This window comes from Bacillus mexicanus (genome assembly GCF_050445615.1).
Taxonomy (GTDB): Bacteria; Bacillota; Bacilli; order Bacillales; family Bacillaceae; genus Bacillus; species Bacillus mexicanus.
Genome location: NZ_JBCEYV010000001.1, coordinates 903,104 through 927,412, shown reverse-complemented (window position 1 = coordinate 927,412; position 24,309 = coordinate 903,104). Strand labels below are relative to the sequence as shown.

Here is a 24,309-nt window from a genome sequence, read left to right as displayed (position 1 = left end):
TCTTTTTGATCTAGTACTATATAGACAAAATGCAATAAAGGAGTTTAACATGATTTCAAACGCGAAAATTGCCAGAATTAATGAACTTGCTGCTAAAGCCAAAGCTGGCGTGATAACAGAAGAAGAAAAAGCTGAACAGCAAAAACTCCGTCAAGAGTATCTGAAGGGTTTTCGTTCTTCTATGAAAAACACGTTAAAAAGTGTAAAAATCATTGACCCAGAAGGCAATGATGTAACACCTGAAAAGCTAAAAAAAGAACAAAAAAATAACAAACTTCATTAATATAAGAGGAATACGGAAATATCGTATTCCTCTTTTGCCTATACTATAGCTAAAACTCTCTTATGACAAAATTCAACAAGTTTCTCTCAAATTTAAGCTGAAACAGTTGAGAAAAAGTCGTCAGACATTTATGATGAAAGGGTACAACATATAAGGAAGGGGATTTTTATGGATACAATTGAAAAGAAATCAGTTGCTACCATTCGTACACTGTCAATAGACGCAATTGAAAAAGCGAATTCTGGTCACCCAGGGATGCCAATGGGAGCCGCTCCTATGGCATACACGCTGTGGACAAAATTTATGAATGTAAGCCCGGCAAACCCTAGCTGGTTTAACCGAGACCGTTTTGTTTTATCTGCTGGACATGGATCAGCACTTTTATATAGCATGCTTCATTTAAGCGGGTTTGATCTTAGCATTGAAGATCTTAAGGGATTCCGCCAGTGGGGCAGCAAAACACCTGGACATCCGGAATTCGGACATACTGCCGGTGTTGATGCAACAACAGGTCCGCTTGGACAAGGGATTGCCATGGCAGTCGGAATGGCTATCGCTGAACGCCATTTAGCGGAAACTTACAACCGTGACTCATTTAACGTAGTCGATCATTATACATACAGTATTTGCGGTGATGGTGACTTAATGGAAGGTATTTCTTCCGAAGCCGCTTCACTCGCAGGACATCTTCAGCTTGGCCGTTTGGTCGTATTATACGATTCTAACGACATCTCACTCGATGGAGATCTCGACCGCTCCTTCTCTGAGAACGTGAAACAGCGTTTTGAAGCAATGAATTGGGAAGTCCTTTATGTTGAGGATGGAAACAACATTGCAGAATTAACAGCAGCTATCGAAAAAGCACGTCAAAATGAAAAAAAACCTACATTAATTGAAGTGAAAACGACAATTGGTTTTGGTTCACCTAACCGTGCCGGCACTTCTGGTGTTCACGGGGCACCGCTTGGTAAAGAAGAAAGCAAGTTAACAAAAGAAGCTTATGCGTGGACATATGAAGAAGATTTCTATGTTCCGTCAGAGGTATATGAGCATTTTGCTGCAGCAGTTAAAGAATCAGGAGAGAAAAAGGAACAGGAATGGAACACCCAATTCTCTAAATATAAAGAAATTTATCCTGAACTTGCAGAACAGCTTGAACTGGCAATCAAAGGAGAGCTTCCGAAGGACTGGGATCAAGAGGTTCCTGTTTATGAAAAAGGAAGCAGCTTGGCATCTCGTGCATCTTCCGGAGAAGTTCTCAACGGGCTTGCGCAAAAAATACCTTTTTTTGTCGGAGGATCTGCTGACTTAGCCGGATCAAACAAAACAACAATTAAAAATACAGGTGACTTTACACCGATTGATTACTCAGGTAAAAACTTCTGGTTCGGTGTTCGTGAATTTGCAATGGGTGCAGCCTTAAATGGTATGGCGCTTCATGGCGGACTTCGTGTATTTGGCGGAACTTTCTTTGTCTTCTCTGACTACCTGCGTCCGGCGATTCGCCTTGCAGCATTAATGGGTCTCCCTGTCACTTATGTGTTTACACATGACAGTATTGCAGTAGGTGAAGACGGCCCGACCCATGAGCCTGTCGAACAGCTTGCTTCACTTCGGGCGATGCCTAACCTTTCCTTAATCCGCCCTGCAGACGGCAATGAAACAGCGGCGGCATGGAAGATGGCAGTGCAAAGCACTGATCAGCCAACAGCGCTGGTATTAACACGCCAAAATCTTCCTACGATCGACCAAACAGCGGAAGAAGCATTGACGGGAGTAGAAAAAGGTGCATATGTCGTTTCTGCATCTAAAAACGAAACACCTGACGCTCTTCTCATCGCTTCAGGCTCTGAGGTAGGTCTTGCGGTTGAAGCGCAGGCTGAATTAGCAAAAGAAAATATCGATGTTTCTGTTGTCAGCATGCCTTCAATGGATCGTTTCGATAAACAATCTGACGAATATAAAAACACTGTCCTTCCTGCGGATGTGAGAAAACGTCTTGCGATTGAGATGGGCGCATCATTTGGATGGGGCAAATACACAGGCCTTGAAGGAGATGTGCTCGGTATCGACCGATTCGGCGCATCTGCTTCTGGCGACACCGTCATCAAGGAATACGGCTTCACAGTACCAAATGTAGTGAGCCGAGTGAAAGCATTACTCAATAACTAAAGATTTTTTAAAGAGGATGAGTCAAATCATCCTCTTTTTCTTGTTTATCCGACAAAAATAGTATTGGCTGTTTAACAGTAATAGACAATTCTTTCTTTTCTTCTTTTGTATAATAGAGAGCAAATGAAATGCTGCTGGAAAAGGGGATGAAAAGATGGAACGTCACTACTACACGTACCTGATAAAAGAGGAGTTTGCTAATCACTATTTCGGACGGGAATCGGTTATGTTTGAGCTGTTTCAAGACTATCATTGGACAAGCCTGACAAAACAGCAGTATGAAATGACAGAAAAACAGATTCAATATGTTACACAACCAATCCCAATTTTACATATGCATCAGAGGCTAAAAATGAATTTAAACAAAACGGATTACAGGCAGCTGGATTATATTTATAGATTAGCCCTGCCTAAGGCAAAAGGCCACGCGACGTTTATAATGAAGGAAAACATGATAGAAATTGTGGCTTCGGGTGATTACGCGGCAGAAACCATTTTCTTTGAAGTATTGAGAAAAGTAAGCCCTTGCTTTCTGGCTATGGATTTCAGTTCGAAGCGTTATGGATGGCTAAATCCAGTGAAGGTAAGAAATTTTGTCTAAAACCGAAGAAAAAGAGATGTAAATGTTGTATAATAGCTTTTGGTTTAGTACACTTTAAACTAGACAACATGAAGGAGGAAATAAAATGACTTTATGGGTTGGCATCCTAGTGGGCGTTGTTGCATTGCTCGTAGGTGTTGCACTCGGGTTTTTTATTGCTCGTAAATATATGATGAGCTATCTCAAAAAGAATCCGCCTATTAATGAACAAATGTTACGCATGATGATGATGCAAATGGGAATGAAACCTTCTCAAAAGAAAATCAATCAAATGATGAAAGCCATGAATAATCAAGCGAAATAATACGTAAAGATTATGATATAGAGAAACATGGTTATAAAATAAAAAACCCTTATACGGGTTTTTTATTTTGTCATCATTCATCACCCGCTACTGCTCGAAGGCGCTGCTTTTGATATTGTATGAGAAGATGGTCAAGCTCCTGACTGAGCTCTATCGTAATATGTGATGTCGTTCCGTTCGCCATGACAATTTGCAGCAGCTCTGCTCTTTTTTTTTCAATTTCATTTAATAGATGCTCTCTAATCACAGGGATGTATCCTTTCATACATAGATCTTAAAAGTGAATATTTATATTATATCCATAATTATACTAATTTTCAAATGAGAAGGAGTACAATATCTCAATGTCAAATTAAATTATATAAGTTTTTTTGAAAAATAGAAATCCTTCAAGGGAAAGTGTTAAAAAAATGAAATGATTTTGTCATAACTTGAAGGATTTTCAAATTTTGAAGGGATGATGATATGGGCGACATCAATTATTTTTTGACATTCGGAGCTGGATTTTTATCCTTTATTTCGCCTTGCTGCCTGCCGCTTTACCCTGCTTTCTTGTCATATATTACAGGGGTTAGCTTGGATGATGTGAAAACAGAAAAGCTGCTGCTGCAAAAAAGAAGCTTGCTTCATACTTTGTGTTTTTTGCTCGGCTTTTCCATCATTTTTATCGCTTTAGGCTATGGAACATCTTTTATTGGCAGCCTGTTTAGGGATTATCATGATGCGATTCGGCAAATTGGTGCGTTGTTTATTATTTTATTCGGTTTCATTACACTTGGCGTGTTTCGGCCTGAGATGATGATGAAAGAGCGGAGAATCCATTTTAAGCATAAACCAAGCGGGTTTTTAGGCTCCATCTTAATCGGGATGGCATTTGCGGCAGGTTGGACACCGTGTACCGGTCCGATATTAGGTGCTGTTATCACACTTGCAGCTACTAATTCTGGATCAGCAATACCGTACATGATATTATATGTACTCGGTTTTGCTCTTCCGTTTCTATTATTGTCTTTCTTCATGACAAAGCTGAAATGGATAAGAAAGAACCAGCTTTTGATCATGAAAGCAGGCGGCGTTTTGATGATCATGATTGGTGTGCTGTTATTTTTTGATTGGATGAGCCTGATCATTATTTTGTTGTCAGATCTTTTTGGAGGGTTTACTGGTTTTTGACGGTGAATTCTTTTTCGTATTGCTAATAGTCCTTTTGTTTTTCGGCACAACAAGCCTATTATCTATGGAAATCGACTGCTGGAGGGGAATATGACAAGAGTTTTAGTTGTGGATGACGCCAAGTTCATGAGGGTGAAAATCAGAGAGATCTTAGAAAAGGCAAAATACATAATCGCAGGTGAAGCTGAGGATGGTGAACAAGCCGCAGACCTGTATAAAAAATTGCGGCCTGACATTGTAATACTGGATATTACAATGCCGGTGAAAAATGGCATTAAGGCATTGCACGATATTTTAGCTTTTGATCCTAAAGCGAAGGTGATCATGTGCACCGCCATGCGCCAGCAAAGAATTGTAACAGAAGCGATTGAGCTGGGAGCAAAGGATTTCATTGTGAAGCCATTTGAGGAAACAAAAGTGTTAGAAGCTGTGAGCCGCGTTATGGGGAATGAAAGTCATTTCTTTTGAAAATGGTTTTTTTTATTGTTTTGGAGTATAGTATATAGTGTCAACACTCCGAGAAACAAAGGAATGATATGTATGATGATAATAGTTTCATCGATTATTGCTGTGTTAATGGCTGTATCTGTGATGGTGGTCAGAATAAAGTCCTCTGACAAGCCTGTTTCGCCGAAAAAAATCATTCTTCCGCCGATTTTTATGAGTACGGGAGCGTTAATGTTTGTATTTCCGGTCTTTTGGGTCACTGGTGCAGAGTTTTTAGAATCAATCACTTTAGGCGTGGTTTTCTCTATTTTTCTCATTAAAACCTCTAAGTTTGAAATTAAAAATAATGAAATTTACATGAAGCGCTCTAAAGCATTTGTTTTTATATTAGTCGGTCTTTTGGTGATCCGCATTGTGATGAAATCGATCTTAAGTACATCAATCGATTACGGTGCACTGAGCGGAATGTTTTGGATTTTGGCTTTCGGTATGATTGTGCCGTGGAGAATCGCTATGTATTTATCATATCGAAAACTTAATAACGAGCTGCAGTCATCTAATATTCAAATGAATTAAAAAACCTTTCCCCTTATCAGGAAAGGTTTTTTATTTAAGAAGGGTCTGATAAGGCTCGAGATCGATTTTTTTGTCGCGCAGATGCCTTTTTAAAAAGGTATGGTCTCTTTTAGGAGTTGCGAGAATATAGCCTCTGATTATCAGTTGCTGATCAATCTTTGACACCTTTTCTTTTATTGCCAGTTCACCGATTTTACCTGCGATTTTGGCTTTAGCTGCATCTCTGAAAAGCTCTGGAACCGGGGAAACCAATTCATTTAGAAATTGTTTGTTTTCAATACTCCACAAATGCTTGCTGCTTTCAATATAGTAATCCTGCCAATCAAGCTCTGACCTGCCGTCTTCTTTCGGTAAACGCTTTAAAAATTTTCGAAACATAAAAAAACCGCCGATTGATAATAAGACAACCATCGTGATCACCCAAAATAGAATAAACCACAAAAACCATCCTTCCAGCATCAATCATTCCCCCTTATTCTAACCATATTGTAAACGAAGAAAGAATAGAAGAACACAGTAAAAAAAGAATAGAAAAAAATGATAGATGTCTAGTCAAAAGAGATAATAGATCATATTCTATTGTATAGTGAATCTGCTATTTGGCCATGGGAGAGTCACTAGAAGGTATTTGACGATAAATGGACGGAAAAAAAGTCACTTTCATAATAGGGGATGAAAGTGACTTTTTATGTTAGCTGAGTGGAAATTGAAGAGAAAAAGAAGAACCATCTTCTGTTTCTTTATTAACGGCAACTGTGAGTATTTGATTTTCGCATTCAGTTTGAATGTTTTTGTCATTAAAATAAAAAGGAAGCATCATTTGTTTTTCAAAAGTCTGCCCTGACGATTTAACTGTTAAGATGAACTCGCATCCAGACAGGGTAACCGTAACTTGTGTCGGCTGCAAAAAAGCCAGATCTGTTTCAATAATATACTGCTGACTTGTTTCATATAAATCAATAGGCAATGTTTCATCGTACCAGGCGAAAGGGTCTTCAAAAAATTGCCGAAGCCATTCATCCATACTATCGAAATCATTATCATTGGCATCATTACGTTTTGAATGGGTCATGGAAGCATTCCTCCGCATATCAGCCTTGCTTTACATCATATGCGGAATATCAGAAATGGGTGAGCGCATAAAAAAACAGACACTAAGGCCTGCTTTTCTTACATATCATGGCTTGAATTATGTTTTTGTCTGGTGTGGTTTCGATTTTTCACTTTTTTGCTGCCGCTGAGAGGCTCCGGCTGACCCGGATTGTGTCCTTTAGGTGCATTTTTATGCATATCTTTACTTGTATTTTTATTGGTCATAATATGAGAACCTCCTTAAAAGAATCAGAAATTATTGATTGGTTTTTCTTTTTTTATTATTTTGGCGTTCGGCTTCAGTCAGTACAAGCTGGTCGTTTTCGATATAGCCGGCGCCTTTGCCTTGGCTTTTCGCGTCATTCATTCCGTTAATGACATGATTTGCTTTTCTTTTGACCATCATTATCACCTCAATCATAATATGGCTCCTTTTGCGACGTAATATGAGAGAGTATAAACAGTAATAATTACCGTTATATTTTTCTGATAAGACAAACTTATTGTATTTAATAAAAACATTGATATTTACTTATGTATGATTTTGCTTTAATATGAAATTGTGAGGAAATTGTGATGGAATTTATGTTCATCTGAGAATGATCTGATCTGAAGGGGGATTTTGGAGAATGACCAACGAGCAAAAAACGATAGCAAAAGACGTTTTCCAAGCGAGAAAAACGTTTACTACAAATGGAAAAACCTATCATTACTACTCTTTAAAGACATTAGAAGATGCAGGTGTCGGAAAGGTATCGAAACTTCCTTATTCCATTAAAGTTCTTTTAGAATCTGTATTGCGTCAAGTTGACGGATTCGTCATCAAAAAAGAACACGTGGAAAACTTGGCAAAATGGGGAACTGCCGAATTAAAGGAAATCGATGTTCCGTTTAAACCGTCTCGTGTTATTTTACAAGACTTCACAGGAGTTCCAGCAGTAGTAGACCTTGCCTCACTGCGTAAAGCGATGGCAGCTGTCGGCGGAGATCCTGATAAAATTAACCCTGAAATTCCTGTTGATCTCGTTATCGACCACTCTGTTCAGGTTGATAAAGCGGGTACAGAAGATGCATTAGCGATTAATATGGACTTGGAATTCGAAAGAAATGCAGAGCGCTACAAGTTTTTAAGCTGGGCAAAGAAAGCGTTTAACAATTATCAGGCAGTGCCGCCTGCAACAGGTATCGTACACCAGGTAAACCTGGAGTTTCTGGCAAGTGTCGTCCATGCCATTGAAGAAGATGGCGAGCTTGTAACGTATCCTGATACGCTTGTCGGAACGGACTCCCATACAACAATGATTAACGGCATCGGCGTTCTTGGCTGGGGTGTCGGCGGAATTGAAGCTGAAGCAGGGATGCTTGGACAGCCTTCTTACTTCCCAGTTCCTGAAGTAATTGGCGCCAGACTTGTCGGCAAGCTGCCGAACGGAACAACAGCTACGGACTTGGCGTTAAAAGTGACACAGGTATTGCGTGAAAAAGGCGTTGTCGGCAAGTTTGTTGAATTCTTTGGGCCGGGAGTGGCTGAACTGCCGCTTGCAGATCGTGCAACTATTGCGAACATGGCTCCGGAATACGGCGCTACATGCGGATTTTTCCCAGTAGATGAAGAGGCGCTTAATTACTTGCGTCTGACAGGCCGTGATCCAGAACATATTGATGTGGTAGAAGCATATTGCAGAAGCAATGGATTATTCTACACGCCAGATGCGGAAGACCCTCAATTTACTGATGTGGTTGAAATTGATTTGTCTCAAATTGAAGCAAACTTATCAGGGCCAAAACGCCCTCAGGATTTGATACCTCTTTCCGCTATGCAAGAAACATTTAAAAAACATTTGGTCAGCCCTGCTGGTAACCAAGGATTCGGTTTACAGCCAGAAGAAGAAGAAAAAGAAATTAAATTTAAACTTCTTAATGGCGAAGAAACCGTGATGAAAACAGGGGCGATTGCCATTGCCGCGATTACAAGCTGTACGAATACCTCTAATCCGTACGTGCTGATCGGAGCCGGGCTCGTAGCGAAAAAAGCAGTAGAGTTAGGGCTTAAAGTGCCTAATTACGTGAAAACGTCACTTGCACCGGGTTCTAAAGTCGTTACAGGATATCTTGTGAATTCAGGTCTGCTTCCATACATGAAAGAGCTTGGTTTTAACCTTGTTGGGTACGGATGTACAACATGTATCGGAAACTCAGGTCCGCTTTCACCAGAAATTGAAGAAGCAGTTGCAAAAAATGACCTTTTGATTACATCAGTCCTTTCTGGAAACCGTAACTTTGAAGGTCGTATTCACCCGCTTGTTAAAGGAAACTATCTTGCTTCTCCGCCGCTTGTTGTGGCATATGCACTGGCTGGAACGGTGAATATTAACTTAAAAACCGATCCGATTGGTGTGGGCAAAGATGGTCAGAATATTTACTTTAACGATATTTGGCCGTCAATGGATGAAATTAATTCACTTGTTAAGCAAACTGTTACACCTGAGCTCTTCCGCAAAGAGTATGAAACGGTATTTGATGATAACGAGCGCTGGAATAAGATTGAAACAACGGATGAAGCACTGTATAAATGGGATAACGAATCAACTTACATTCAAAATCCGCCATTCTTCGAAGAAATGTCTGTTGAACCAGGCAAGGTTGAGCCATTAAAAGGTCTGCGTGTTGTCGGTAAGTTTGGCGATTCAGTCACTACTGACCATATCTCTCCAGCTGGGGCGATCGGAAAAGACACGCCTGCCGGAAAGTACCTGCAAGAAAAAGGCGTTTCCCCTCGCAACTTTAACTCTTACGGTTCCCGCCGCGGAAACCATGAAGTGATGATGAGAGGAACGTTTGCAAATATCCGAATTAAAAACCAAATCGCACCCGGAACAGAAGGTGGGTATACTACATACTGGCCGACGGGTGAAGTAACATCCATCTATGATGCGTGCATGAGATACAAAGAAGATAAAACAGGTCTTGCTGTATTAGCAGGAAAAGACTACGGTATGGGATCTTCACGTGACTGGGCTGCAAAAGGAACAAACCTTCTCGGCATCAGAACGGTAATTGCTGAAAGCTTTGAAAGAATTCACAGAAGCAACCTTGTATTCATGGGTGTGCTGCCGCTTCAATTTAAACAAGGTGAAAATGCAGAAACACTTGGTTTAACTGGTAAAGAAACGATCGAGGTTGATGTGGATGAAACGGTTCGCCCTCGTGACCTTGTGACAGTAAGAGCTATCAATGAAGACGGTAATGTAACAACATTTGAGACAGTTGTCCGCTTTGATAGTGAAGTGGAAATTGATTATTATCGCCATGGCGGCATCCTGCAAATGGTGTTGCGTGATAAAATGAAACAGTCCTGATGACTCAATAGGAAGAGAAGGCATTTCGCTTTCTCTTCTTTTGATGACAAAAAGTGTGCTGCGGAGGTGGCATATGCTGAAAAAATGGCTCGCAGGGATCGTGCTTATCATGCTTTCAGGTTATATGGGATGGAATCTGTACCAAACATACAGCAAAAAAGAAGTCGGAATTGAAGTTGGGCAGCAAGCGCCTGATTTTTATTTGAAAACGCTATCAGGAGAGAACTATTCTTTACAGAACTCAAAAGGAAAAAAAATCTTGCTCAATTTTTGGGCGACTTGGTGTAAACCGTGCCGCCAAGAAATGCCGGCGATGGAACAGCTGCAAAAAGAGCACCAAGACAAACTTGCGGTTGTAGCGGTTAATTTCACTTCAGCTGAGAAAAGTGAGAAACCGGTACGGGCTTTTGCTGATACGTATGAGATAACGTTTCCCATTTTGATTGATAAAAAAGGGATCAATGCTGACTATAATGTGTTGTCATATCCAACGACGTATATCTTAGATGAAAAAGGCGTTATTCAAGACATACATATCGGCACTATGACAAAAAAAGAAATGGAACAAAAGCTGAATCTTGATTAGATTCGGTTTTTTTTATGCTCACATATGCTTACAATTTTCAGAATTGGAAAAAATAAAAGATAATGCGGAGGTGAGAAGAGTGAAGAAGATGAGAAAACGTTCTTTTCATGAGCTTGTCATGGAAAACAAAAAAGAGCTGATGACCAACACAGAGTATTTACATCAGCTTGAGGAGAAGCTTGAACAACGATTTAAACAAAAATAACCTTTAATTTGTATTCATGTTTACCCCTCCTTTTGAGAATCCTATCTGTTGAGGAGGGATACACATGGGAAACAACAAAAAAAACGGCCAGCCTCAATATGCGCCGAGCCACTTGGGTACAAAACCTGTAAAATATAAAGCCAATAAAGGGGAAAAAATGCACGATACGTCCGGACAGCGGCCGATCATCATGCAAACAAAAGGCGAATAGCGCCGAATTGAGTTTATTTTTAGGAGGTACAACCCAATGACAAAGAACCAAAACCAATATCAGCAGCCTAATCCTGATGATCGTTCTGATAATGTAGAAAAATTGCAGGATATGGTTCAAAATACTATTGAAAACATAGAGGAATCAGAGGCATCAATGGAGTTTGCTTCAGGAGAAGAGAAGCAGCGAATTAAACAAAAAAATGCGAGGCGCGAACAGAGCATCGAAGCTTTTCGCAATGAAATTCAAGATGAAGCCGCAGCGAGAGAAAACGGATACCGTTCTTAAAAACCAGGGAAACCTGGTTTTTTTCTTTCTGATTTGATTATGGTAAAATGGGGCTAAATTGACGTTAAGGGAGCAGAATAATTTGCATGTATCAAAAAAAGAAATAGAAGTTCGTTATGCAGAAACAGATCAAATGGGAATTGTCTATCACGCAAATTATCTTGTGTGGATGGAGCTCGGCAGAACAGAGCTGATTAAGGACTTAGGCTTTTTATACAGTGATATGGAAAAGCGGGGCGTTCTGTCACCAGTCGTTGATATCAATATTTCCTATAAAAAGCCGCTTCATTATGGGGAAACAGCTGTTGTGAATACATGGATAGAGGAATACAACGGCTTTAAAACCGTTTATGGTTATCATATTTATAATCCGGCCGGTGAGCTTTCTATAGAAGCCACCTCATCTCATATTTGCGTGGATAAAGAGAGTTTTAAGCCTATTCAGTTTCGCAAAGCTTTCCCTGATTGGCATGCGGCATATGAAAAGGCCAGAAAATAGGGAAGTGAACGAGATATGGCGTTTGGTGTGAAACGTGAGGAGCTCAACCGGTGGAAACGAGCGGTGAAAAGAGGAGAAATTGCATTTTTAACACATTACTGGCTGGATGATCGGTTTCCGGAAGCAAAGACTGTGACAAAAGCAGGCTGTGCAGATATTGATAAACTGATTCAGTGGGGAGCGGCGTACGGTTTACAAAAAGAATGGATACATAAAAAAAGTGATTTTCCTCACTTTGATCTGTTGGGTGAGACACAAAAATACATTTTGGAGCAAGAAAACCTGACAGACCATCTTATAAGATTTCATTTATAAAAAAAGAACGCACGCCATGTGCGCTCTTTTTTATTGGTATTCAAAAACCGGTTCATCAGCGTCCGCTGAATAGCTGACGAGAAGGTCGTGATTATCGAAGTACCATAGGTCACTTTCTTCAATAAAGAAAATGATGCCTCCCGCTTCTGCAGTAGCTCCCGCTTCTTGCGGAGAATCTTTTGACACTCCGAGGGAAAATCCTTTTTGAACGTTGCTGCAGCCGCCGTAGCGAACGAAAAAGCGAACCTGATCTCCGCTTTCTAAATCGAGCTCTTCTTTATACCAATTCAGCGCGTCTTCGTTAATTGTCAGATTCATAACAGAACACCCCTTTGTTCTTTCATCATGTGAATTTCGTGAATTTCCTCTATTATAAACGTATTAGACTGTTCTGTGTCAAAAGAGAAGTTTTATAACCATGTCACTTTAGGTTCTGTTTTGTTAATAATTCGTTTGATATTCGTCCGGTGTCTGTATATCACAAAGATAGTGAGCAGGATGACCACAACCAATAAATACGTATCATGGACAAAGAGACTATATATCACAGTATAGATCCCTGTTAACATCGATGACAGAGAAACAAATTTAGTCAAGTATAAAAAGATGAAAAATACCGCGATCATCGTGACGAATAACAAAGGTGCGTAAAATAGCAAAACGCCTCCGGATGTGGCCACGGCTTTACCGCCTTTAAATTTAGCGAAAATGGGAAACACATGGCCTAAAACCGCAAAAACTCCTGCTAGAAGCGGGTGAATATCAACAAGCATGAGAAAAGGCAATGCAGTTGCCAGCGTCCCTTTCAAAATATCTCCGGCGATCACAATTGAACCAGCTTTTACGCCCAACGTACGGAATGCATTGGTCGCACCTAAGTTACCGCTGCCGTGCTCCCGAATATCAATTCCTTTAGCAAGCTTGCCCACAATTAAGCCAGATGGAATACTGCCTATCAAGTAGGCCAAAATAATCAATAAAGCAATTAACATCTACATTTCTCCTTTTTCAAAATCCCTTCTCTTTATTTTAACATGAGATATCATGATCTGATGATACGTTTTTTGTAAAGTTTAATAATCCATCCAATCAAACGTGTATCATATTTTGATTTCTTTCGTTTTGATCGTGTAAAATAGATGAAAAAGGAGTGGTCTATGATGCAAAACCCTTCCAAAGCGGAAATAAAAGAGATTCTTGATCAAAGCAAGCGAATCGCGGTAGTCGGGCTTTCAGACCGGCCAGATAGAACGTCATATATGGTTTCTAAAGCGATGCAGGATGCAGGCTATGACATCATTCCCGTCAATCCTACAATTGATGAGGCACTTGGTGTCAAAGCCGTTTCATCTTTAAAAGAGGTTGACGGTCCGATTGATATCGTCAATGTATTCCGGCGCTCAGAACAGCTGCCGAGCGTGGCAGAAGAGTTTTTGGAGACAGATGCTCCGGTATTTTGGGCACAGCAAGGGCTTGTAAACGAAGAAGCTTACGAGATGCTAAAGGAAAAAGGCAGAACAGTTATTATGGATCTGTGCATAAAAGTTGCGCATGCTGTAACAAAATAGATGCAGAACTGCAAAAATCCTTGTGAATTCAAGGATTTTTGCTTTTTAATTTTAAGATATTGTTTGCGTATTACGATGAAACAGATACAATAAAGCTTGAACAGCTTTTTTTGAAAACCTTGTCTAGCTGGTTTCGGCCGTTCGATTTGCGAAGGTCTGCTGCTTTATATATAATAAACAAACATACGTTCTTATGGTGTGAAAACAGCACTAGGCGATATGTTGCGAACTGATTCGTTAGCTCTATGTTGTGATTGCATACATATTGGTTATAATGAGGAGTCCAAGACAGTACCGGCACCGAGACGAGGTTTATAAAAAATACTTTATACAATTGATGTGTAACACTGAAAAAGAGAAAGACAATGTTAGTTTTTGAAAGGGGTTTGTACGTTTGGCTAGAAAACAGCAATTTGATTACAATGAAGATGCCATACAGGTGCTCGAAGGCCTTGAGGCCGTTAGAAAAAGGCCGGGGATGTATATTGGCTCTACCGACGCACGGGGCTTGCACCATTTGGTTTATGAAATTGTAGATAACTCTGTCGACGAGGTGCTTGCCGGCCACGGAGATCACATTATCGTCAAAATACATAAAGACAACAGTATTTCTGTTCAGGATAGAGGCCGCGGCATGCCAACCGGAATGCATAAACTCGGCAAACCAACCCCTGAAGTGATTTTAACAGTGCTTCATGCCGGCGGAAAGTTCGGCCAAGGCGGCTATAAGACAAGCGGAGGGCTTCACGGTGTCGGTGCATCAGTCGTGAATGCTTTATCTGAATGGCTGACGGTCACTATTGAACGGGACGGTTTCGTTTATCAGCAGCGCTTTGAAAACGGAGGAAAACCGGCCACATCTCTCGAAAAAATCGGCAAAACAAAAAAGACGGGAACGCTCACGCATTTTAAGCCAGACCGCACGATGTTCAGCGCAACAACTTATAATTTTGAAACGCTTTCTGAGCGCTTAAGAGAATCTGCGTTTTTATTAAAAGGATTAAAAATTGAGCTGATTGACGAGCGTAATGGCCAGCATGAGGTCTTTTATTATGAAAACGGCATAGAAGCGTTTGTCGCTTACTTAAATGAGGAAAAGGACGCCTTGTCTGAAGTGGTCTCATTTGAGGGAGAGCACCATTCAATCGAAGTGGATTTTGCGTTCCAGTTTAACGACGGCTATTCTGAAAACATTTTATCGTTTGTTAACAACGTCAGAACAAAAGATGGCGGAACTCATGAGTCGGGTGCAAAAACAGCGATGACACGTGCTTTTAATGAATATGCGCGAAAAGTGGCTTTGCTGAAAGAAAAGGATAAAAACCTGGAAGGCACTGATATAAGAGAAGGGCTTTCAGCCATTATTTCTGTTCGGATTCCTGAGGAGCTTCTTCAATTTGAAGGACAAACGAAAGGAAAGCTCGGTACGAGTGAAGCGAGATCAGCAGTCGATGCGATTGTTTCTGAGCAGCTTGCTTACTTCTTAGAGGAAAATCGGGATACTGCAACGCTTCTTGTTAAAAAAGCAATCAAAGCGAGCCAGGCGCGTGAAGCGGCACGTAAAGCCCGTGAAGAAGCAAGGAGCGGCAAAAAACGAAAAAAATCAGAAGCGACATTAAGCGGTAAGCTGACGCCTGCCGGTTCGAGAAACCCGGCAAAAAATGAATTGTATCTCGTTGAGGGAGATTCTGCAGGCGGGTCAGCCAAGCAGGGAAGAGACCGCAGATTCCAAGCGGTACTGCCTTTACGCGGTAAAGTTATTAATACAGAGAAAGCTAAGCTTGCCGATATTTTTAAAAATGAAGAGATCAATACGATCATTCACGCGATCGGCGGGGGAGTCGGAGCGGATTTCTCAGTCGATGATATCAACTATGACAAAATCATCATTATGACTGATGCAGATACGGATGGCGCTCATATTCAAGTGCTGCTTCTTACCTTTTTCTATCGCTATATGAAGCCGCTCATTGAGCATGGCAAAGTGTTTATAGCATTGCCGCCTTTATATAAGGTCAGTAAAGGAAGCGGGAAAAAGGAGATCATTGAATATGCATGGTCTGATGAAGAGATGGATGATGTCCTGAAAAAAGTCGGTAAAGGCTACACCATTCAGCGGTATAAGGGTCTTGGGGAGATGAACGCAGACCAGTTATGGGAAACGACGATGAATCCGGAGTCCCGTACGCTTGTTAGGGTTAAAATCGATGATGCGGCACGTGTTGAGAGACGTGTCACGACGCTAATGGGAGACAAAGTCGAGCCGCGCAGAAAGTGGATTGAGAAAAACGTCGCTTTCGGCTTAGATGAAGAAAGCAATATTTTGGAAAATGAAAACTTATCGGTCGCTGAGGAGGTTTAATGTTGTCACAGCCAGAATTATTTCATGATTTACCATTAGAAGAGGTGATCGGCGACCGTTTTGGACGCTACAGTAAATATATTATTCAAGACAGGGCGCTTCCTGATGCGAGAGACGGCTTAAAGCCGGTACAGCGCAGAATTTTGTACGCGATGCATACAGATGGAAACACGTTTGATAAAAACTTCAGGAAAGCTGCCAAAACGGTCGGTAACGTCATCGGTAACTATCATCCGCACGGTGACAGTTCGGTTTATGAAGCAATGGTGCGGATGAGCCAGGATTGGAAAGTGCGAAATGTGTTAATTGAAATGCATGGGAACAACGGAAGCATCGACGGAGACCCTCCGGCAGCCATGCGTTATACAGAAGCGCGGTTATCTCCGATCGCTTCTGAGCTCCTGCGGGATATTGACAAAAACACGGTTGAGTTTGTACCGAACTTTGATGATACAAGCAAGGAGCCTGTCGTGCTCCCGGCAATGTTTCCAAACCTTTTGGTGAACGGGTCGACAGGGATATCAGCAGGATATGCGACAGACATTCCGCCGCATCATTTGGGAGAAGTCATTGATGCCGTCATTAAACGCATTCAACTGCCATCTTGCTCTGTTGATGAACTGATGGAAGTCATTAAAGGGCCAGATTTTCCGACAGGCGGTATTATCCAAGGCGTTGACGGCATAAAGAAAGCTTACGAGACCGGAAAAGGAAAAATCATTATCCGCGGAAAAGCTGAAATTGAAGGAATCAGAGGCGGACGTGAACAAATCGTCATTACAGAAATCCCATTTGAAGTCAACAAAGCCAACCTCGTGAAAAAAATGGACGAGTACCGCATTGATAAAAAAGTTGAGGGCATCTCTGAAGTTCGCGATGAAACAGATCGAACTGGGCTGAGAGTAGTCATTGAACTAAAAAAAGAAGCGGATGCCAAAGGCATTTTGAATTTCTTATATAAAAATACCGATTTGCAGATTACTTATAACTTTAATATGGTGGCTATTCACAATCGCCGTCCAATGCTCATGAGTCTGCCGTCTATATTAGATGCGTATATCGGCCACCAAAAGGAAGTCGTGACAAACCGGTCCGTATATGAGCTTCAAAAAGCAAAAGACAGACATCACATCGTAGAAGGGCTTATGAAAGCTTTGTCTATTTTGGATGAAGTCATTGCAACAATTCGTTCTTCAAGCGATAAACGTGACGCTAAAAACAACTTGATCGCGAAATATGACTTTACAGAGCCTCAGGCTGAAGCTATCGTGTCTTTGCAGTTATATCGTTTAACCAATACTGATATCACAGCATTGAAAGAGGAAGCAGAAGAGCTCGGCAAAAAAATTGAAGAGCTCGAGTCGATTTTAAGCAATGATAAAAAGCTGTTAAATGTGATCATAAACAGCTTAAAGGCATTGAAAAAGAAATATGCAGACACGAGACGATCTGTGATTGAAGAAAAAATTGAGGAAATTAAGATTAACCTTGAAGTCATGGTTGCGTCTGAGGATGTATATGTGACCGTTACAAAAGACGGCTACTTAAAACGGACGAGCCAGCGCTCATTTGCCGCTTCCAATGGCCAGGATTTCGGAATGAAAGATACGGACAGGATGCTGCACCAATTTGAAATGAATACGACGGATGTGCTGCTGCTCTTTACGAACAAAGGAAGTTATATCTATTGTCCGGTTCACCAGCTGCCAGATATCAGATGGAAGGACATGGGCCAGCATTTTTCTAATATTATCACCATTGACGGTGATGAAACGATTGTAAAGGCTATCCCGATAAAAGAATTTGATCCATCGGCGTATCTGTTGTTCTTTACGAAAAACGGTATGGTGAAAAAGACAGAGCTCACCCATTATAAAGCACAGCGTTATTCTAAGGCGCTTGTGGCCTTAAATCTAAAGGGTGAAGATGAACTAATTGATGTCCATGTAACAAATGGAGAAAGCCAGATCTTTATGGCAACTCACCTAGGGTACGGCTTATGGTTTGGAGAAGACGAAGTAAATGTAGTTGGCGCGCGTGCCGCAGGTGTCAAAGGGATTAACTTAAAGGAAGATGACTTTGTTGTTTCCGGAGAGATACTTCAAGAATCTGATTCGGTTGTTCTGTTTACACAGCGGGGAGCAGTGAAACGCATGGGTCTTTCTGAGTTTGAAAGAACATCCCGTGCAAAACGCGGTGTCGTTATGCTGAGAGAACTGAAGAAAAATCCTCACCGTGTCGTAGCATTGTTTACTTGTGGTCTCAAACAGCGATTTATAGCGGAAACCGAAAAAGGTGACAGGAAAGAACTGCAGGCAAAAGAACTACGGACAAATGACAGATACAGCAATGGCTCTTTCTTTATTGATGAAGAAGAGTCAGGAATAGTCACAGCTGTCTGGAGCCTTCATACTGAACAGTAATAAAAAACCCGCTCACGATGCATGAGCGGGTTTCGTTTATGCAATTAGCTTTCATGACTGGTGAATAGATCTGTAAAGGCATGAATAAATTCGATTCCTTGCCATACAAATAAATTCAGCGCTGTAAAAGAAAATAAGCCTAAAATCACCATTCTCAAGATAAACAACATGTTTAACAGCCTCCTCATATGGTTGTTATATTATGGGTTGATGTTGAACATGAAGTTTGTCGAAATAAGACGATTGATAAAATTTGGCTAGTATAAAGCTTTTTTTTCGCTGGCGTCTGCGGGAATATCCTGTGCTTTTGCTTTCAGCAGTCAGAAGCCGAACAGCCATTGCCCATAAAGCAGTTAGCGCAAATGCCCCTGTGATGGATTTTTTCTCATCATCAGCGTGTTGACCGGCTTTTACTTCATGCATTTCCTGCTGGTCGGATACAGCTTTGTAATGATGACCGATATCAAAGGCGTGGGGAATCGAGAACAAATGAAAACTGGCAATCGCCAAGAATAAGATGGATGTTTTCAGTATCGTTACTTTTTTCATATGATCTCTCCCTCCTTTAATATTACTGAATATTTTTATAAAAATACCCTAATCCATGCTGGAAGTAAACCTGATTTATTAAATTTAAAAATAAAATTCACTTTGTTAAGTATATATCTTTCTGTTTGTTTTTGATAGAGGAATTTTTTTATTAGTGTATGTATAAGCGGTTGTCGCTGTGAACAAAAACACATTTTAAAAGATATGATTGTTGTGTAAGGTTTATGAATTTATTTATTAGAGAGACATCTTACATTGTGAAAGAGGAGGGGAAGCTTACAAGAAATATCTTTATTCATAGGAAAATAACAGAGCGGGGAACAAAGGAGTAAGCTTCAGGCTAGAACAATAATCTTCATAAAAAAACTTCCTAATTCGACATATTGTGATATAATAAGACTCGTTATGTTAAAAAATCTAACATCGAATATGAATTCACTATGAATTGATGAAAACGGGAGGTCAATATGGAGTCTTTTTTCAATAGCTTGATCAATATTCCAAGTCATTTTATCTGGAAATATTTATTTTATATTTTAATAGGACTTGGCTTATTTTTTACACTTCGTTTTGGTTTTATCCAATTCCGTTATTTTATTGAAATGTTCAGAATAGTAGGTGAGAAACCGGAAGGAAATAAAGGTGTTTCATCTATGCAGGCGTTTTTTATTTCTGCCGCATCACGAGTCGGTACAGGGAATTTAACAGGTGTTGCCTTAGCGATTGCAACGGGCGGACCCGGAGCTGTATTTTGGATGTGGGTGGTGGCTGCTGTAGGCATGGCTTCAAGCTTTGTTGAGAGCACGTTAGCACAGCTTTATAAAGTGAAGGACGGAAACGATTTCCGCGGCGGACCGGCCTACTATATTCAAAAGGGCCTTGGAGTCAGGTGGCTTGGCATTGTATTCGCAGTCTTAATTACCGTATCATTCGGTTTGATTTTTAACGCTGTTCAATCCAATACGATTGCAGGAGCGTTAGATGGCGCCTTTCATGTGAACAAAACAGTTGTGGCTATCGTTCTTGCTGTTTTAACGGCTTTTATTATTTTCGGCGGTTTAAAACGCGTCGTCGCCGTAACACAATTGATTGTTCCGGTCATGGCAGGTCTTTATATTCTCATAGCTTTATTTGTTGTATTTACGAATATTGCTGTATTTCCGAGCGTTATTGCAACAATTGTCAAAAACGCTTTAGGATTTGAACAAGTGGTCGGCGGAGGATTAGGGGCTATCATCGTCATCGGTGCACAGCGCGGACTTTTCTCTAACGAAGCGGGAATGGGGAGCGCACCTAACGCGGCTGCGACAGCTCATGTTTCGCATCCGGCAAAGCAAGGCTTTATCCAAACATTGGGCGTGTTTTTCGATACATTTATCATATGTACGTCTACAGCGTTTATCATTTTGCTGTACAGTGTAACACCAAAAGGGAACGGCATCCAAGTGACACAAGCTGCGCTGAGTCACCATATTGGAGGATGGGCGCCTGGTTTTATTGCTATCGCAATGTTCTTGTTTGCTTTTAGTTCAGTTGTCGGAAACTACTATTATGGCGAGACAAACATAGAATTCATTAAAACCAGCAAAACTTGGCTGAATATTTACCGCATTGCAGTTATTGCTATGGTTGTGTTTGGATGTGTCGCAGGATTCCAGCTTGTGTGGGATATGGCGGACCTCTTTATGGGCATCATGGCACTGATTAACTTAATTGTAATTATGCTGCTCTCAAACGTTGCTTATAAAGTATATAAAGATTACGCAAAACAGCGTAAACAAGGACTTGATCCTGTATTTAAAGCGAAAAACATCCCTGGTCTGAAAAACACTGAGACTTGGGGAGATGAAAAGCAAGAAGCATAAAAACCCGGCTGCATTCAATCAATTGAATGCAGCTTTTCGTTTGTTAAGATATTTTGAGTCATCATGAAAGTAACGTGTAAGTCCTAATTACATACTTTTTACATGGGATCATAGGTATGAGCAGAACCTGAAATAAGACAAAAAGAGCAAATTCATTGGCTTTTACCTGCATAAAAACAAGAAATTAGGTTGATAGACAATCACATAAAAGATTTTTACAATGAGACCGTGCTAAAAAAAGCGAAAGGGGAGGAGAGCGTAAATTACTAGAGTTATTGTTTTTCATCATCATTCAAAGGAGGAAAAATGATATGAAACGTTCAGTCTCTAAATTAATTGCAGTGTTATTCATTGTATTACTAGCAATCAGCGGTATGCCTGCTTCAAAAGCAACTGCAGCAGGGGGAAAAACCCCGGTATCCATAAATGGGCAGCTGAGCATAAAAGGCACACAGCTAGTCAATCAAGATGGCAAAGCGGTACAGCTAAAGGGAATCAGTTCACACGGATTGCAATGGTATGGTGATTATGTCAATAAAGACAGCTTAAAATGGCTGAGAGACGATTGGGGCATTACGGTTTTCCGGGCAGCGATGTATACGGCAGAGGGCGGTTATATTGATCATCCATCTGTGAAAAATAAAGTAAAAGAAGCGGTTGAAGCGGCAAAGGAGCTGGGGATCTATGTCATCATTGATTGGCATATCTTAAGTGACGGCAATCCAAATCAACATAAAGAGAAGGCAAAAGAATTTTTCAAGGAAATGTCAAGCCTTTACGCAAACACACCAAACGTGATTTATGAAATTGCGAATGAGCCAAACGGCGATGTGAATTGGAAACGTGATATTAAACCATATGCGGAAGAAGTGATATCCGTTATCCGTAAAAATGATCCTGACAATACCATCATTGTCGGTACAGGTACATGGAGTCAGGATGTGAATGATGCTGCCGATGATCAGTTGAAGGATGCAAATGTTATGTATGCGCTTCATTTTTATGCTGGAACACACGGCCAATCTTTACGTGATAAAGCAAACTATGCTCTCAGCAAAGGAGCGCCTCTTTTTGTGACGGAATGGGGAACAAGCGATGCTTCAGGAAATGGCGGCGTATTCCTCGACCAGTCGCGGGAATGGCTCAATTACCTCAATAGCAAAAATATCAGCTGGGTGAACTGGAATCTTTCCGATAAACAGGAAACCTCTTCAGCTTTAAAGCCAGGAGCCTCTAAAACAGGCGGCTGGCCGTTATCACAACTAACCGATTCTGGTACATTTGTAAGAGAAAGCATTCTCGCAAGCAAAAACTGAAACATCAACTGAAATAGAAAAACAGTCTTACAGCAGGTGAGAAGAAATAAACTTCAACCAAATCTAAACATGAAAAATAACGCTAATTCTCCTTAATTATGTTTAAAACGGCGAAAAATATCACATGATATCATCATGGAAAACTGATTTGGGAAAGAACCCAAATGGTTTAGCTTTTGGCGGGCATCAGCAATGGTGTCCGTTTTCATCATCTTATCGTTATAGCAAAACAAGGAGGATGTAAGTTGTGGATGACACTTTGAAACAGTATATGATGCTGTTCAAAAAAATGAATAATGCAATAAATGGCCCCGACTATCCAGGTAAGGAAAAAGACGTCCAACATCAAAAAGAACAGATCGAAGTTTACGAACAACAGCTACAGCAACATTTTTCTACAGATTATGACTATGATGTATTTGCTGACTCGGCTATTAAATGTGCTTATGGTGATATGACGCTTGAGGATTTGGAAGCCGTGTATGATGAATTAAAAACGCCATTTTTTTAATTTGAACATACTGAACAGTAAAATTTTAAATTTTTGCTTCTGTCTCATTTACTTAAGTATACTTAGTTATTGAGACAGGAAATGATTTATTTTGTTTACTTCCTAGAATATATATTATGTAAACTAGAAGAATCGAATTTGCGTTTACGCATTAATTTTCATCTTACCTACAGTTTCACCCTTTTTGTTTGTAATATCAAAAAAACCTTTACGTCCTCAATATAATCGGTCATAAAGATTTTTCAGTTAGTTGTTCGTCTATCCAATCATTACAGTTTCAGTTGAATTCTTCATCATTTATCAGCTATCAGCAATCTCTCGGTTATGTCACTTGTTGCTGGTCTTCTTGATCAAGTGCACGCCATCGTATGTCAGACTTTCTACATTTGCTGTCTTCTGCAGTATGTAATGAGCAAAAAAGTTCTTCGTATAGTCTGTAATAAGATTTCGCATCTCCATAGCATCCCGTTCGCCTCTGATTTCCTCATTCACACTGGTAAACACGATGTCGCAGTAATCTAAATGCGCAGCACGATCAACAGAGAAATAATAGGTTTCCATGCTATTGTTAGCGCCAATGATCGCATTCATGTTATAGTTCGGTTCACAAAACAGCAGCAAAAAGGGTTTCTTCAGGTCGCTGTCGAGAAGGCCGAACGCACCGCTATCCAAGCCAATTCCACAGACGAATCGGTCGTCGTCCCGGCAAACAATCGCCGTCGTGGGTCCTCCATAAGAATGTCCGACTATGCCCATGCCGATGTCAAGCAACAATCTGCCTTTAAAGATGGAATTTAGTTCTCCAGAGTCCAGTTTGTAAAGATAATCGGCTACATACCTTACATCTTCCGCCTGTAATTCACAATACTTTGTTAACTTGCTAATTATCGGCAGTGTAAGCACGTTACGGCACATTTCAATGGCCGTTTCATCATCAGGCCGCATCTCCATCTTACCAGACAATTTCCGCATCTCCGGATCTTCAGAAAACGCCAAAATGACATCCGAAAAGTCCTTTGATATATTAAACAGACGTCCATCTTTACGCTTATACATCGTGCTATTCTGATGGCCGATGCTTACCACAACATATCCCATGCTTGCCAAGTCTGTACAGATCACTGTACCCCATTCTGGAGAACCGCCCCCGCCGCAAACATAGAATAACACCGGATAGCGCTTTTCCTTCTCGGAGAGAGCGTGGTCGTCGTAACATTGGGTCTTGATATCTATAGAGAAAACATCCTTCAACTCAGTGACAAGTGGCTGCTCATTAAACATCTCGTAGACCTCAGGAAACATGTACGTTGATGTATTCTTACCTTCGCTGCTGTCGGACGGATAGTACACAAACGCCGTCAGTTCTCTTTTTGAGTGATCTGATGCCGTGTACTCAAAATCCATCTGGGTTCGACCGACAGTATAGCGGCCGATTGGTTCTGGAAATGCGTCATACGTTTTCATTGTCTTGTTCCCCTTCATTAATAAAAGTGGTGAATATGACATACATACATTTATCCCTGTAAAGATGAGCAACAAAAAGAAAGTTTTTGACATTGTGTGAAGTGTGAATTGAATCACACTATACCGATAATCCATTCATA

At 40.7% G+C, this 24,309-nt stretch carries 29 protein-coding genes and 1 pseudogene; 20 read left to right on the top strand and 10 right to left on the bottom strand.

Annotated features, from left to right (window positions below; all coding sequences use genetic code 11):
- Positions 1-49 precede the first annotated feature (49 nt).
- From AAGG74_RS04955 to AAGG74_RS04940, 4 genes are all read left to right on the top strand, one after another.
- Positions 50-283, top strand: a complete 234-nt coding sequence (locus AAGG74_RS04955) for a DUF896 domain-containing protein (protein WP_162101761.1) — start codon at positions 50-52, stop codon at positions 281-283.
- Between the two features lie 168 nt (positions 284-451).
- Positions 452-2,455, top strand: a complete 2,004-nt coding sequence (gene tkt / locus AAGG74_RS04950) for a transketolase (protein WP_429674701.1) — start codon at positions 452-454, stop codon at positions 2,453-2,455.
- Between the two features lie 154 nt (positions 2,456-2,609).
- Positions 2,610-3,056, top strand: coding sequence for a sporulation inhibitor of replication protein SirA (sirA, locus tag AAGG74_RS04945; RefSeq protein WP_162101763.1), 447 nt, complete (start codon positions 2,610-2,612; stop codon positions 3,054-3,056).
- A gap of 85 nt (positions 3,057-3,141) precedes the next feature.
- Positions 3,142-3,360 carry a YneF family protein gene (locus AAGG74_RS04940; RefSeq protein ID WP_162101764.1) on the top strand — a complete coding sequence of 73 codons (219 nt, stop codon included), beginning with the start codon at positions 3,142-3,144 and terminating at the stop codon, positions 3,358-3,360.
- 73 nt (positions 3,361-3,433) lie between these two features.
- Here AAGG74_RS04940 and ynzD read toward each other — a convergent pair whose 3' ends face one another.
- The gene (gene ynzD / locus AAGG74_RS04935) at positions 3,434-3,607 is read right to left on the bottom strand and encodes an aspartyl-phosphate phosphatase YnzD (RefSeq protein WP_162101765.1); all 174 of its coding nucleotides are present in this window, start codon (positions 3,605-3,607) and stop codon (positions 3,434-3,436) included.
- A 218-nt stretch (positions 3,608-3,825) separates the two neighbouring features.
- On the opposite strand from ynzD, the gene AAGG74_RS04930 reads away from it, so the two are divergent.
- The 3 genes from AAGG74_RS04930 (at position 3,826) to AAGG74_RS04920 (ending at position 5,556) form a co-directional block, all read left to right on the top strand.
- The gene (locus AAGG74_RS04930; RefSeq protein WP_162101766.1) at positions 3,826-4,533 is read left to right on the top strand and encodes a cytochrome c biogenesis protein CcdA; all 708 of its coding nucleotides are present in this window, start codon (positions 3,826-3,828) and stop codon (positions 4,531-4,533) included.
- A 90-nt stretch (positions 4,534-4,623) separates the two neighbouring features.
- Positions 4,624-5,001 carry a response regulator gene (locus tag AAGG74_RS04925; RefSeq protein ID WP_162101767.1) on the top strand — a complete coding sequence of 126 codons (378 nt, stop codon included), beginning with the start codon at positions 4,624-4,626 and terminating at the stop codon, positions 4,999-5,001.
- Positions 5,002-5,064: 63 nt separating this feature from the next.
- A complete protein-coding gene (locus AAGG74_RS04920) occupies positions 5,065-5,556 on the top strand; it encodes a CcdC family protein (RefSeq protein ID WP_162101768.1) in 492 nt (163 codons plus the stop codon).
- 30 nt (positions 5,557-5,586) lie between these two features.
- On the opposite strand, the gene AAGG74_RS04915 is transcribed toward AAGG74_RS04920, so the two are convergent.
- The 4 genes from AAGG74_RS04915 to sspO form a co-directional block, all read right to left on the bottom strand.
- On the bottom strand, positions 5,587-6,015 hold the full coding sequence (locus AAGG74_RS04915) for a DUF2621 domain-containing protein (protein ID WP_429674700.1): 429 nt from the start codon (positions 6,013-6,015) through the stop codon (positions 5,587-5,589).
- Positions 6,016-6,247: 232 nt separating this feature from the next.
- Positions 6,248-6,646, bottom strand: a complete 399-nt coding sequence (gene cotM / locus AAGG74_RS04910) for an outer spore coat protein CotM (RefSeq protein ID WP_429674699.1) — start codon at positions 6,644-6,646, stop codon at positions 6,248-6,250.
- 80 nt (positions 6,647-6,726) lie between these two features.
- On the bottom strand, positions 6,727-6,873 hold the full coding sequence (locus AAGG74_RS04905) for a small acid-soluble spore protein P (RefSeq protein WP_003221237.1): 147 nt from the start codon (positions 6,871-6,873) through the stop codon (positions 6,727-6,729).
- 31 nt (positions 6,874-6,904) lie between these two features.
- Positions 6,905-7,051, bottom strand: a complete 147-nt coding sequence (gene sspO, locus AAGG74_RS04900) for a small acid-soluble spore protein SspO (RefSeq protein WP_003244839.1) — start codon at positions 7,049-7,051, stop codon at positions 6,905-6,907.
- Positions 7,052-7,277: 226 nt separating this feature from the next.
- On the opposite strand from sspO, the gene acnA reads away from it, so the two are divergent.
- The 7 genes from acnA (at position 7,278) to AAGG74_RS04865 (ending at position 12,111) form a co-directional block, all read left to right on the top strand.
- A complete protein-coding gene (acnA, locus tag AAGG74_RS04895; protein ID WP_429674698.1) occupies positions 7,278-10,007 on the top strand; it encodes an aconitate hydratase AcnA in 2,730 nt (909 codons plus the stop codon).
- Between the two features lie 73 nt (positions 10,008-10,080).
- Complete coding sequence (locus AAGG74_RS04890) at positions 10,081-10,593, top strand: redoxin domain-containing protein (protein WP_429674697.1); 513 nt, start codon at positions 10,081-10,083, stop codon at positions 10,591-10,593.
- Between the two features lie 79 nt (positions 10,594-10,672).
- Positions 10,673-10,798: an FbpB family small basic protein gene (locus tag AAGG74_RS04885; RefSeq protein ID WP_003328742.1), complete on the top strand. Its 126-nt coding sequence runs from the start codon at positions 10,673-10,675 to the stop codon at positions 10,796-10,798.
- A 64-nt stretch (positions 10,799-10,862) separates the two neighbouring features.
- Positions 10,863-11,009: an acid-soluble spore protein SspN gene (gene sspN, locus AAGG74_RS04880; protein WP_003231569.1), complete on the top strand. Its 147-nt coding sequence runs from the start codon at positions 10,863-10,865 to the stop codon at positions 11,007-11,009.
- A gap of 36 nt (positions 11,010-11,045) precedes the next feature.
- A complete protein-coding gene (tlp, locus tag AAGG74_RS04875) occupies positions 11,046-11,297 on the top strand; it encodes a small acid-soluble spore protein Tlp (protein ID WP_162101773.1) in 252 nt (83 codons plus the stop codon).
- A gap of 82 nt (positions 11,298-11,379) precedes the next feature.
- On the top strand, positions 11,380-11,796 hold the full coding sequence (locus AAGG74_RS04870; protein WP_162101774.1) for a YbgC/FadM family acyl-CoA thioesterase: 417 nt from the start codon (positions 11,380-11,382) through the stop codon (positions 11,794-11,796).
- Positions 11,797-11,811: 15 nt separating this feature from the next.
- Positions 11,812-12,111: a hypothetical protein gene (locus AAGG74_RS04865; RefSeq protein WP_162101775.1), complete on the top strand. Its 300-nt coding sequence runs from the start codon at positions 11,812-11,814 to the stop codon at positions 12,109-12,111.
- A gap of 30 nt (positions 12,112-12,141) precedes the next feature.
- On the opposite strand, the gene AAGG74_RS04860 is transcribed toward AAGG74_RS04865, so the two are convergent.
- Positions 12,142-12,429: a HesB/YadR/YfhF family protein gene (locus AAGG74_RS04860; RefSeq protein WP_162101776.1), complete on the bottom strand. Its 288-nt coding sequence runs from the start codon at positions 12,427-12,429 to the stop codon at positions 12,142-12,144.
- 92 nt (positions 12,430-12,521) lie between these two features.
- Entirely contained in the window at positions 12,522-13,103 is a 582-nt protein-coding gene (plsY, locus tag AAGG74_RS04855) for a glycerol-3-phosphate 1-O-acyltransferase PlsY (protein WP_162101777.1), read from the bottom strand.
- Between the two features lie 168 nt (positions 13,104-13,271).
- On the opposite strand from plsY, the gene AAGG74_RS04850 reads away from it, so the two are divergent.
- From AAGG74_RS04850 to parC, 3 genes are all read left to right on the top strand, one after another.
- Positions 13,272-13,679 (top strand): CoA-binding protein, encoded by a 408-nt coding sequence (locus tag AAGG74_RS04850; RefSeq protein WP_162101778.1) that lies wholly within the window; start codon positions 13,272-13,274, stop codon positions 13,677-13,679.
- 394 nt (positions 13,680-14,073) lie between these two features.
- Positions 14,074-16,041, top strand: a complete 1,968-nt coding sequence (gene parE, locus AAGG74_RS04845) for a DNA topoisomerase IV subunit B (protein ID WP_162101779.1) — start codon at positions 14,074-14,076, stop codon at positions 16,039-16,041.
- Between the two features lie 2 nt (positions 16,042-16,043).
- A complete protein-coding gene (gene parC, locus AAGG74_RS04840) occupies positions 16,044-18,464 on the top strand; it encodes a DNA topoisomerase IV subunit A (RefSeq protein ID WP_429674696.1) in 2,421 nt (806 codons plus the stop codon).
- Between the two features lie 44 nt (positions 18,465-18,508).
- Here the strand turns inward: parC and AAGG74_RS04835 are convergent, their stop codons facing one another.
- Both AAGG74_RS04835 and AAGG74_RS04830 read right to left on the bottom strand, forming a co-directional pair.
- Entirely contained in the window at positions 18,509-18,634 is a 126-nt protein-coding gene (locus tag AAGG74_RS04835; protein ID WP_010330653.1) for a hypothetical protein, read from the bottom strand.
- A 25-nt stretch (positions 18,635-18,659) separates the two neighbouring features.
- The gene (locus AAGG74_RS04830) at positions 18,660-19,013 is read right to left on the bottom strand and encodes a hypothetical protein (protein ID WP_162101781.1); all 354 of its coding nucleotides are present in this window, start codon (positions 19,011-19,013) and stop codon (positions 18,660-18,662) included.
- Between the two features lie 467 nt (positions 19,014-19,480).
- Here AAGG74_RS04830 and AAGG74_RS04825 point away from each other — a divergent pair, with 467 nt between their 5' ends.
- From AAGG74_RS04825 to AAGG74_RS04815, 3 genes and pseudogenes are all read left to right on the top strand, one after another.
- A complete protein-coding gene (locus tag AAGG74_RS04825) occupies positions 19,481-20,878 on the top strand; it encodes an alanine/glycine:cation symporter family protein (protein ID WP_429674695.1) in 1,398 nt (465 codons plus the stop codon).
- Positions 20,879-21,189: 311 nt separating this feature from the next.
- Positions 21,190-22,191: pseudogene (locus tag AAGG74_RS04820) on the top strand (glycoside hydrolase family 5 protein); the annotation flags it as partial.
- A 250-nt stretch (positions 22,192-22,441) separates the two neighbouring features.
- Entirely contained in the window at positions 22,442-22,705 is a 264-nt protein-coding gene (locus AAGG74_RS04815; RefSeq protein ID WP_429674694.1) for a YnfE family protein, read from the top strand.
- 327 nt (positions 22,706-23,032) lie between these two features.
- On the opposite strand, the gene AAGG74_RS04810 is transcribed toward AAGG74_RS04815, so the two are convergent.
- On the bottom strand, positions 23,033-24,169 hold the full coding sequence (locus AAGG74_RS04810; protein WP_162101784.1) for an alpha/beta hydrolase: 1,137 nt from the start codon (positions 24,167-24,169) through the stop codon (positions 23,033-23,035).
- Between the last annotated feature and the right edge of the window lie 140 nt (positions 24,170-24,309).

Bases quoted from the DNA above. Each gene is read 5' to 3' on its own strand.
- AAGG74_RS04860 (WP_162101776.1), bottom strand. From the start codon at position 12,429: ATGAATCTGACAATTAACGAAGACGCGCTGAATTGGTATAAAGAAGAG.
- AAGG74_RS04835 (WP_010330653.1), bottom strand. From the start codon at position 18,634: ATGTTGTTTATCTTGAGAATGGTGATTTTAGGCTTATTTTCTTTTACA.
- sirA (WP_162101763.1), top strand. From the start codon at position 2,610: ATGGAACGTCACTACTACACGTACCTGATAAAAGAGGAGTTTGCTAAT.
- AAGG74_RS04865 (WP_162101775.1), top strand. From the start codon at position 11,812: ATGGCGTTTGGTGTGAAACGTGAGGAGCTCAACCGGTGGAAACGAGCG.
- tlp (WP_162101773.1), top strand. From the start codon at position 11,046: ATGACAAAGAACCAAAACCAATATCAGCAGCCTAATCCTGATGATCGT.
- AAGG74_RS04825 (WP_429674695.1), top strand. From the start codon at position 19,481: ATGGAGTCTTTTTTCAATAGCTTGATCAATATTCCAAGTCATTTTATC.
- AAGG74_RS04920 (WP_162101768.1), top strand. From the start codon at position 5,065: ATGATATGTATGATGATAATAGTTTCATCGATTATTGCTGTGTTAATG.
- acnA (WP_429674698.1), top strand. From the start codon at position 7,278: ATGACCAACGAGCAAAAAACGATAGCAAAAGACGTTTTCCAAGCGAGA.
- sspN (WP_003231569.1), top strand. From the start codon at position 10,863: ATGGGAAACAACAAAAAAAACGGCCAGCCTCAATATGCGCCGAGCCAC.
- AAGG74_RS04830 (WP_162101781.1), bottom strand. From the start codon at position 19,013: ATGAAAAAAGTAACGATACTGAAAACATCCATCTTATTCTTGGCGATT.
- tkt (WP_429674701.1), top strand. From the start codon at position 452: ATGGATACAATTGAAAAGAAATCAGTTGCTACCATTCGTACACTGTCA.
- AAGG74_RS04890 (WP_429674697.1), top strand. From the start codon at position 10,081: ATGCTGAAAAAATGGCTCGCAGGGATCGTGCTTATCATGCTTTCAGGT.
- plsY (WP_162101777.1), bottom strand. From the start codon at position 13,103: ATGTTAATTGCTTTATTGATTATTTTGGCCTACTTGATAGGCAGTATT.
- AAGG74_RS04905 (WP_003221237.1), bottom strand. From the start codon at position 6,873: ATGACCAATAAAAATACAAGTAAAGATATGCATAAAAATGCACCTAAA.
- AAGG74_RS04940 (WP_162101764.1), top strand. From the start codon at position 3,142: ATGACTTTATGGGTTGGCATCCTAGTGGGCGTTGTTGCATTGCTCGTA.
- AAGG74_RS04810 (WP_162101784.1), bottom strand. From the start codon at position 24,169: ATGAAAACGTATGACGCATTTCCAGAACCAATCGGCCGCTATACTGTC.
- AAGG74_RS04930 (WP_162101766.1), top strand. From the start codon at position 3,826: ATGGGCGACATCAATTATTTTTTGACATTCGGAGCTGGATTTTTATCC.
- AAGG74_RS04925 (WP_162101767.1), top strand. From the start codon at position 4,624: ATGACAAGAGTTTTAGTTGTGGATGACGCCAAGTTCATGAGGGTGAAA.
- AAGG74_RS04915 (WP_429674700.1), bottom strand. From the start codon at position 6,015: ATGCTGGAAGGATGGTTTTTGTGGTTTATTCTATTTTGGGTGATCACG.
- sspO (WP_003244839.1), bottom strand. From the start codon at position 7,051: ATGGTCAAAAGAAAAGCAAATCATGTCATTAACGGAATGAATGACGCG.
- cotM (WP_429674699.1), bottom strand. From the start codon at position 6,646: ATGCGGAGGAATGCTTCCATGACCCATTCAAAACGTAATGATGCCAAT.
- AAGG74_RS04850 (WP_162101778.1), top strand. From the start codon at position 13,272: ATGCAAAACCCTTCCAAAGCGGAAATAAAAGAGATTCTTGATCAAAGC.
- AAGG74_RS04955 (WP_162101761.1), top strand. From the start codon at position 50: ATGATTTCAAACGCGAAAATTGCCAGAATTAATGAACTTGCTGCTAAA.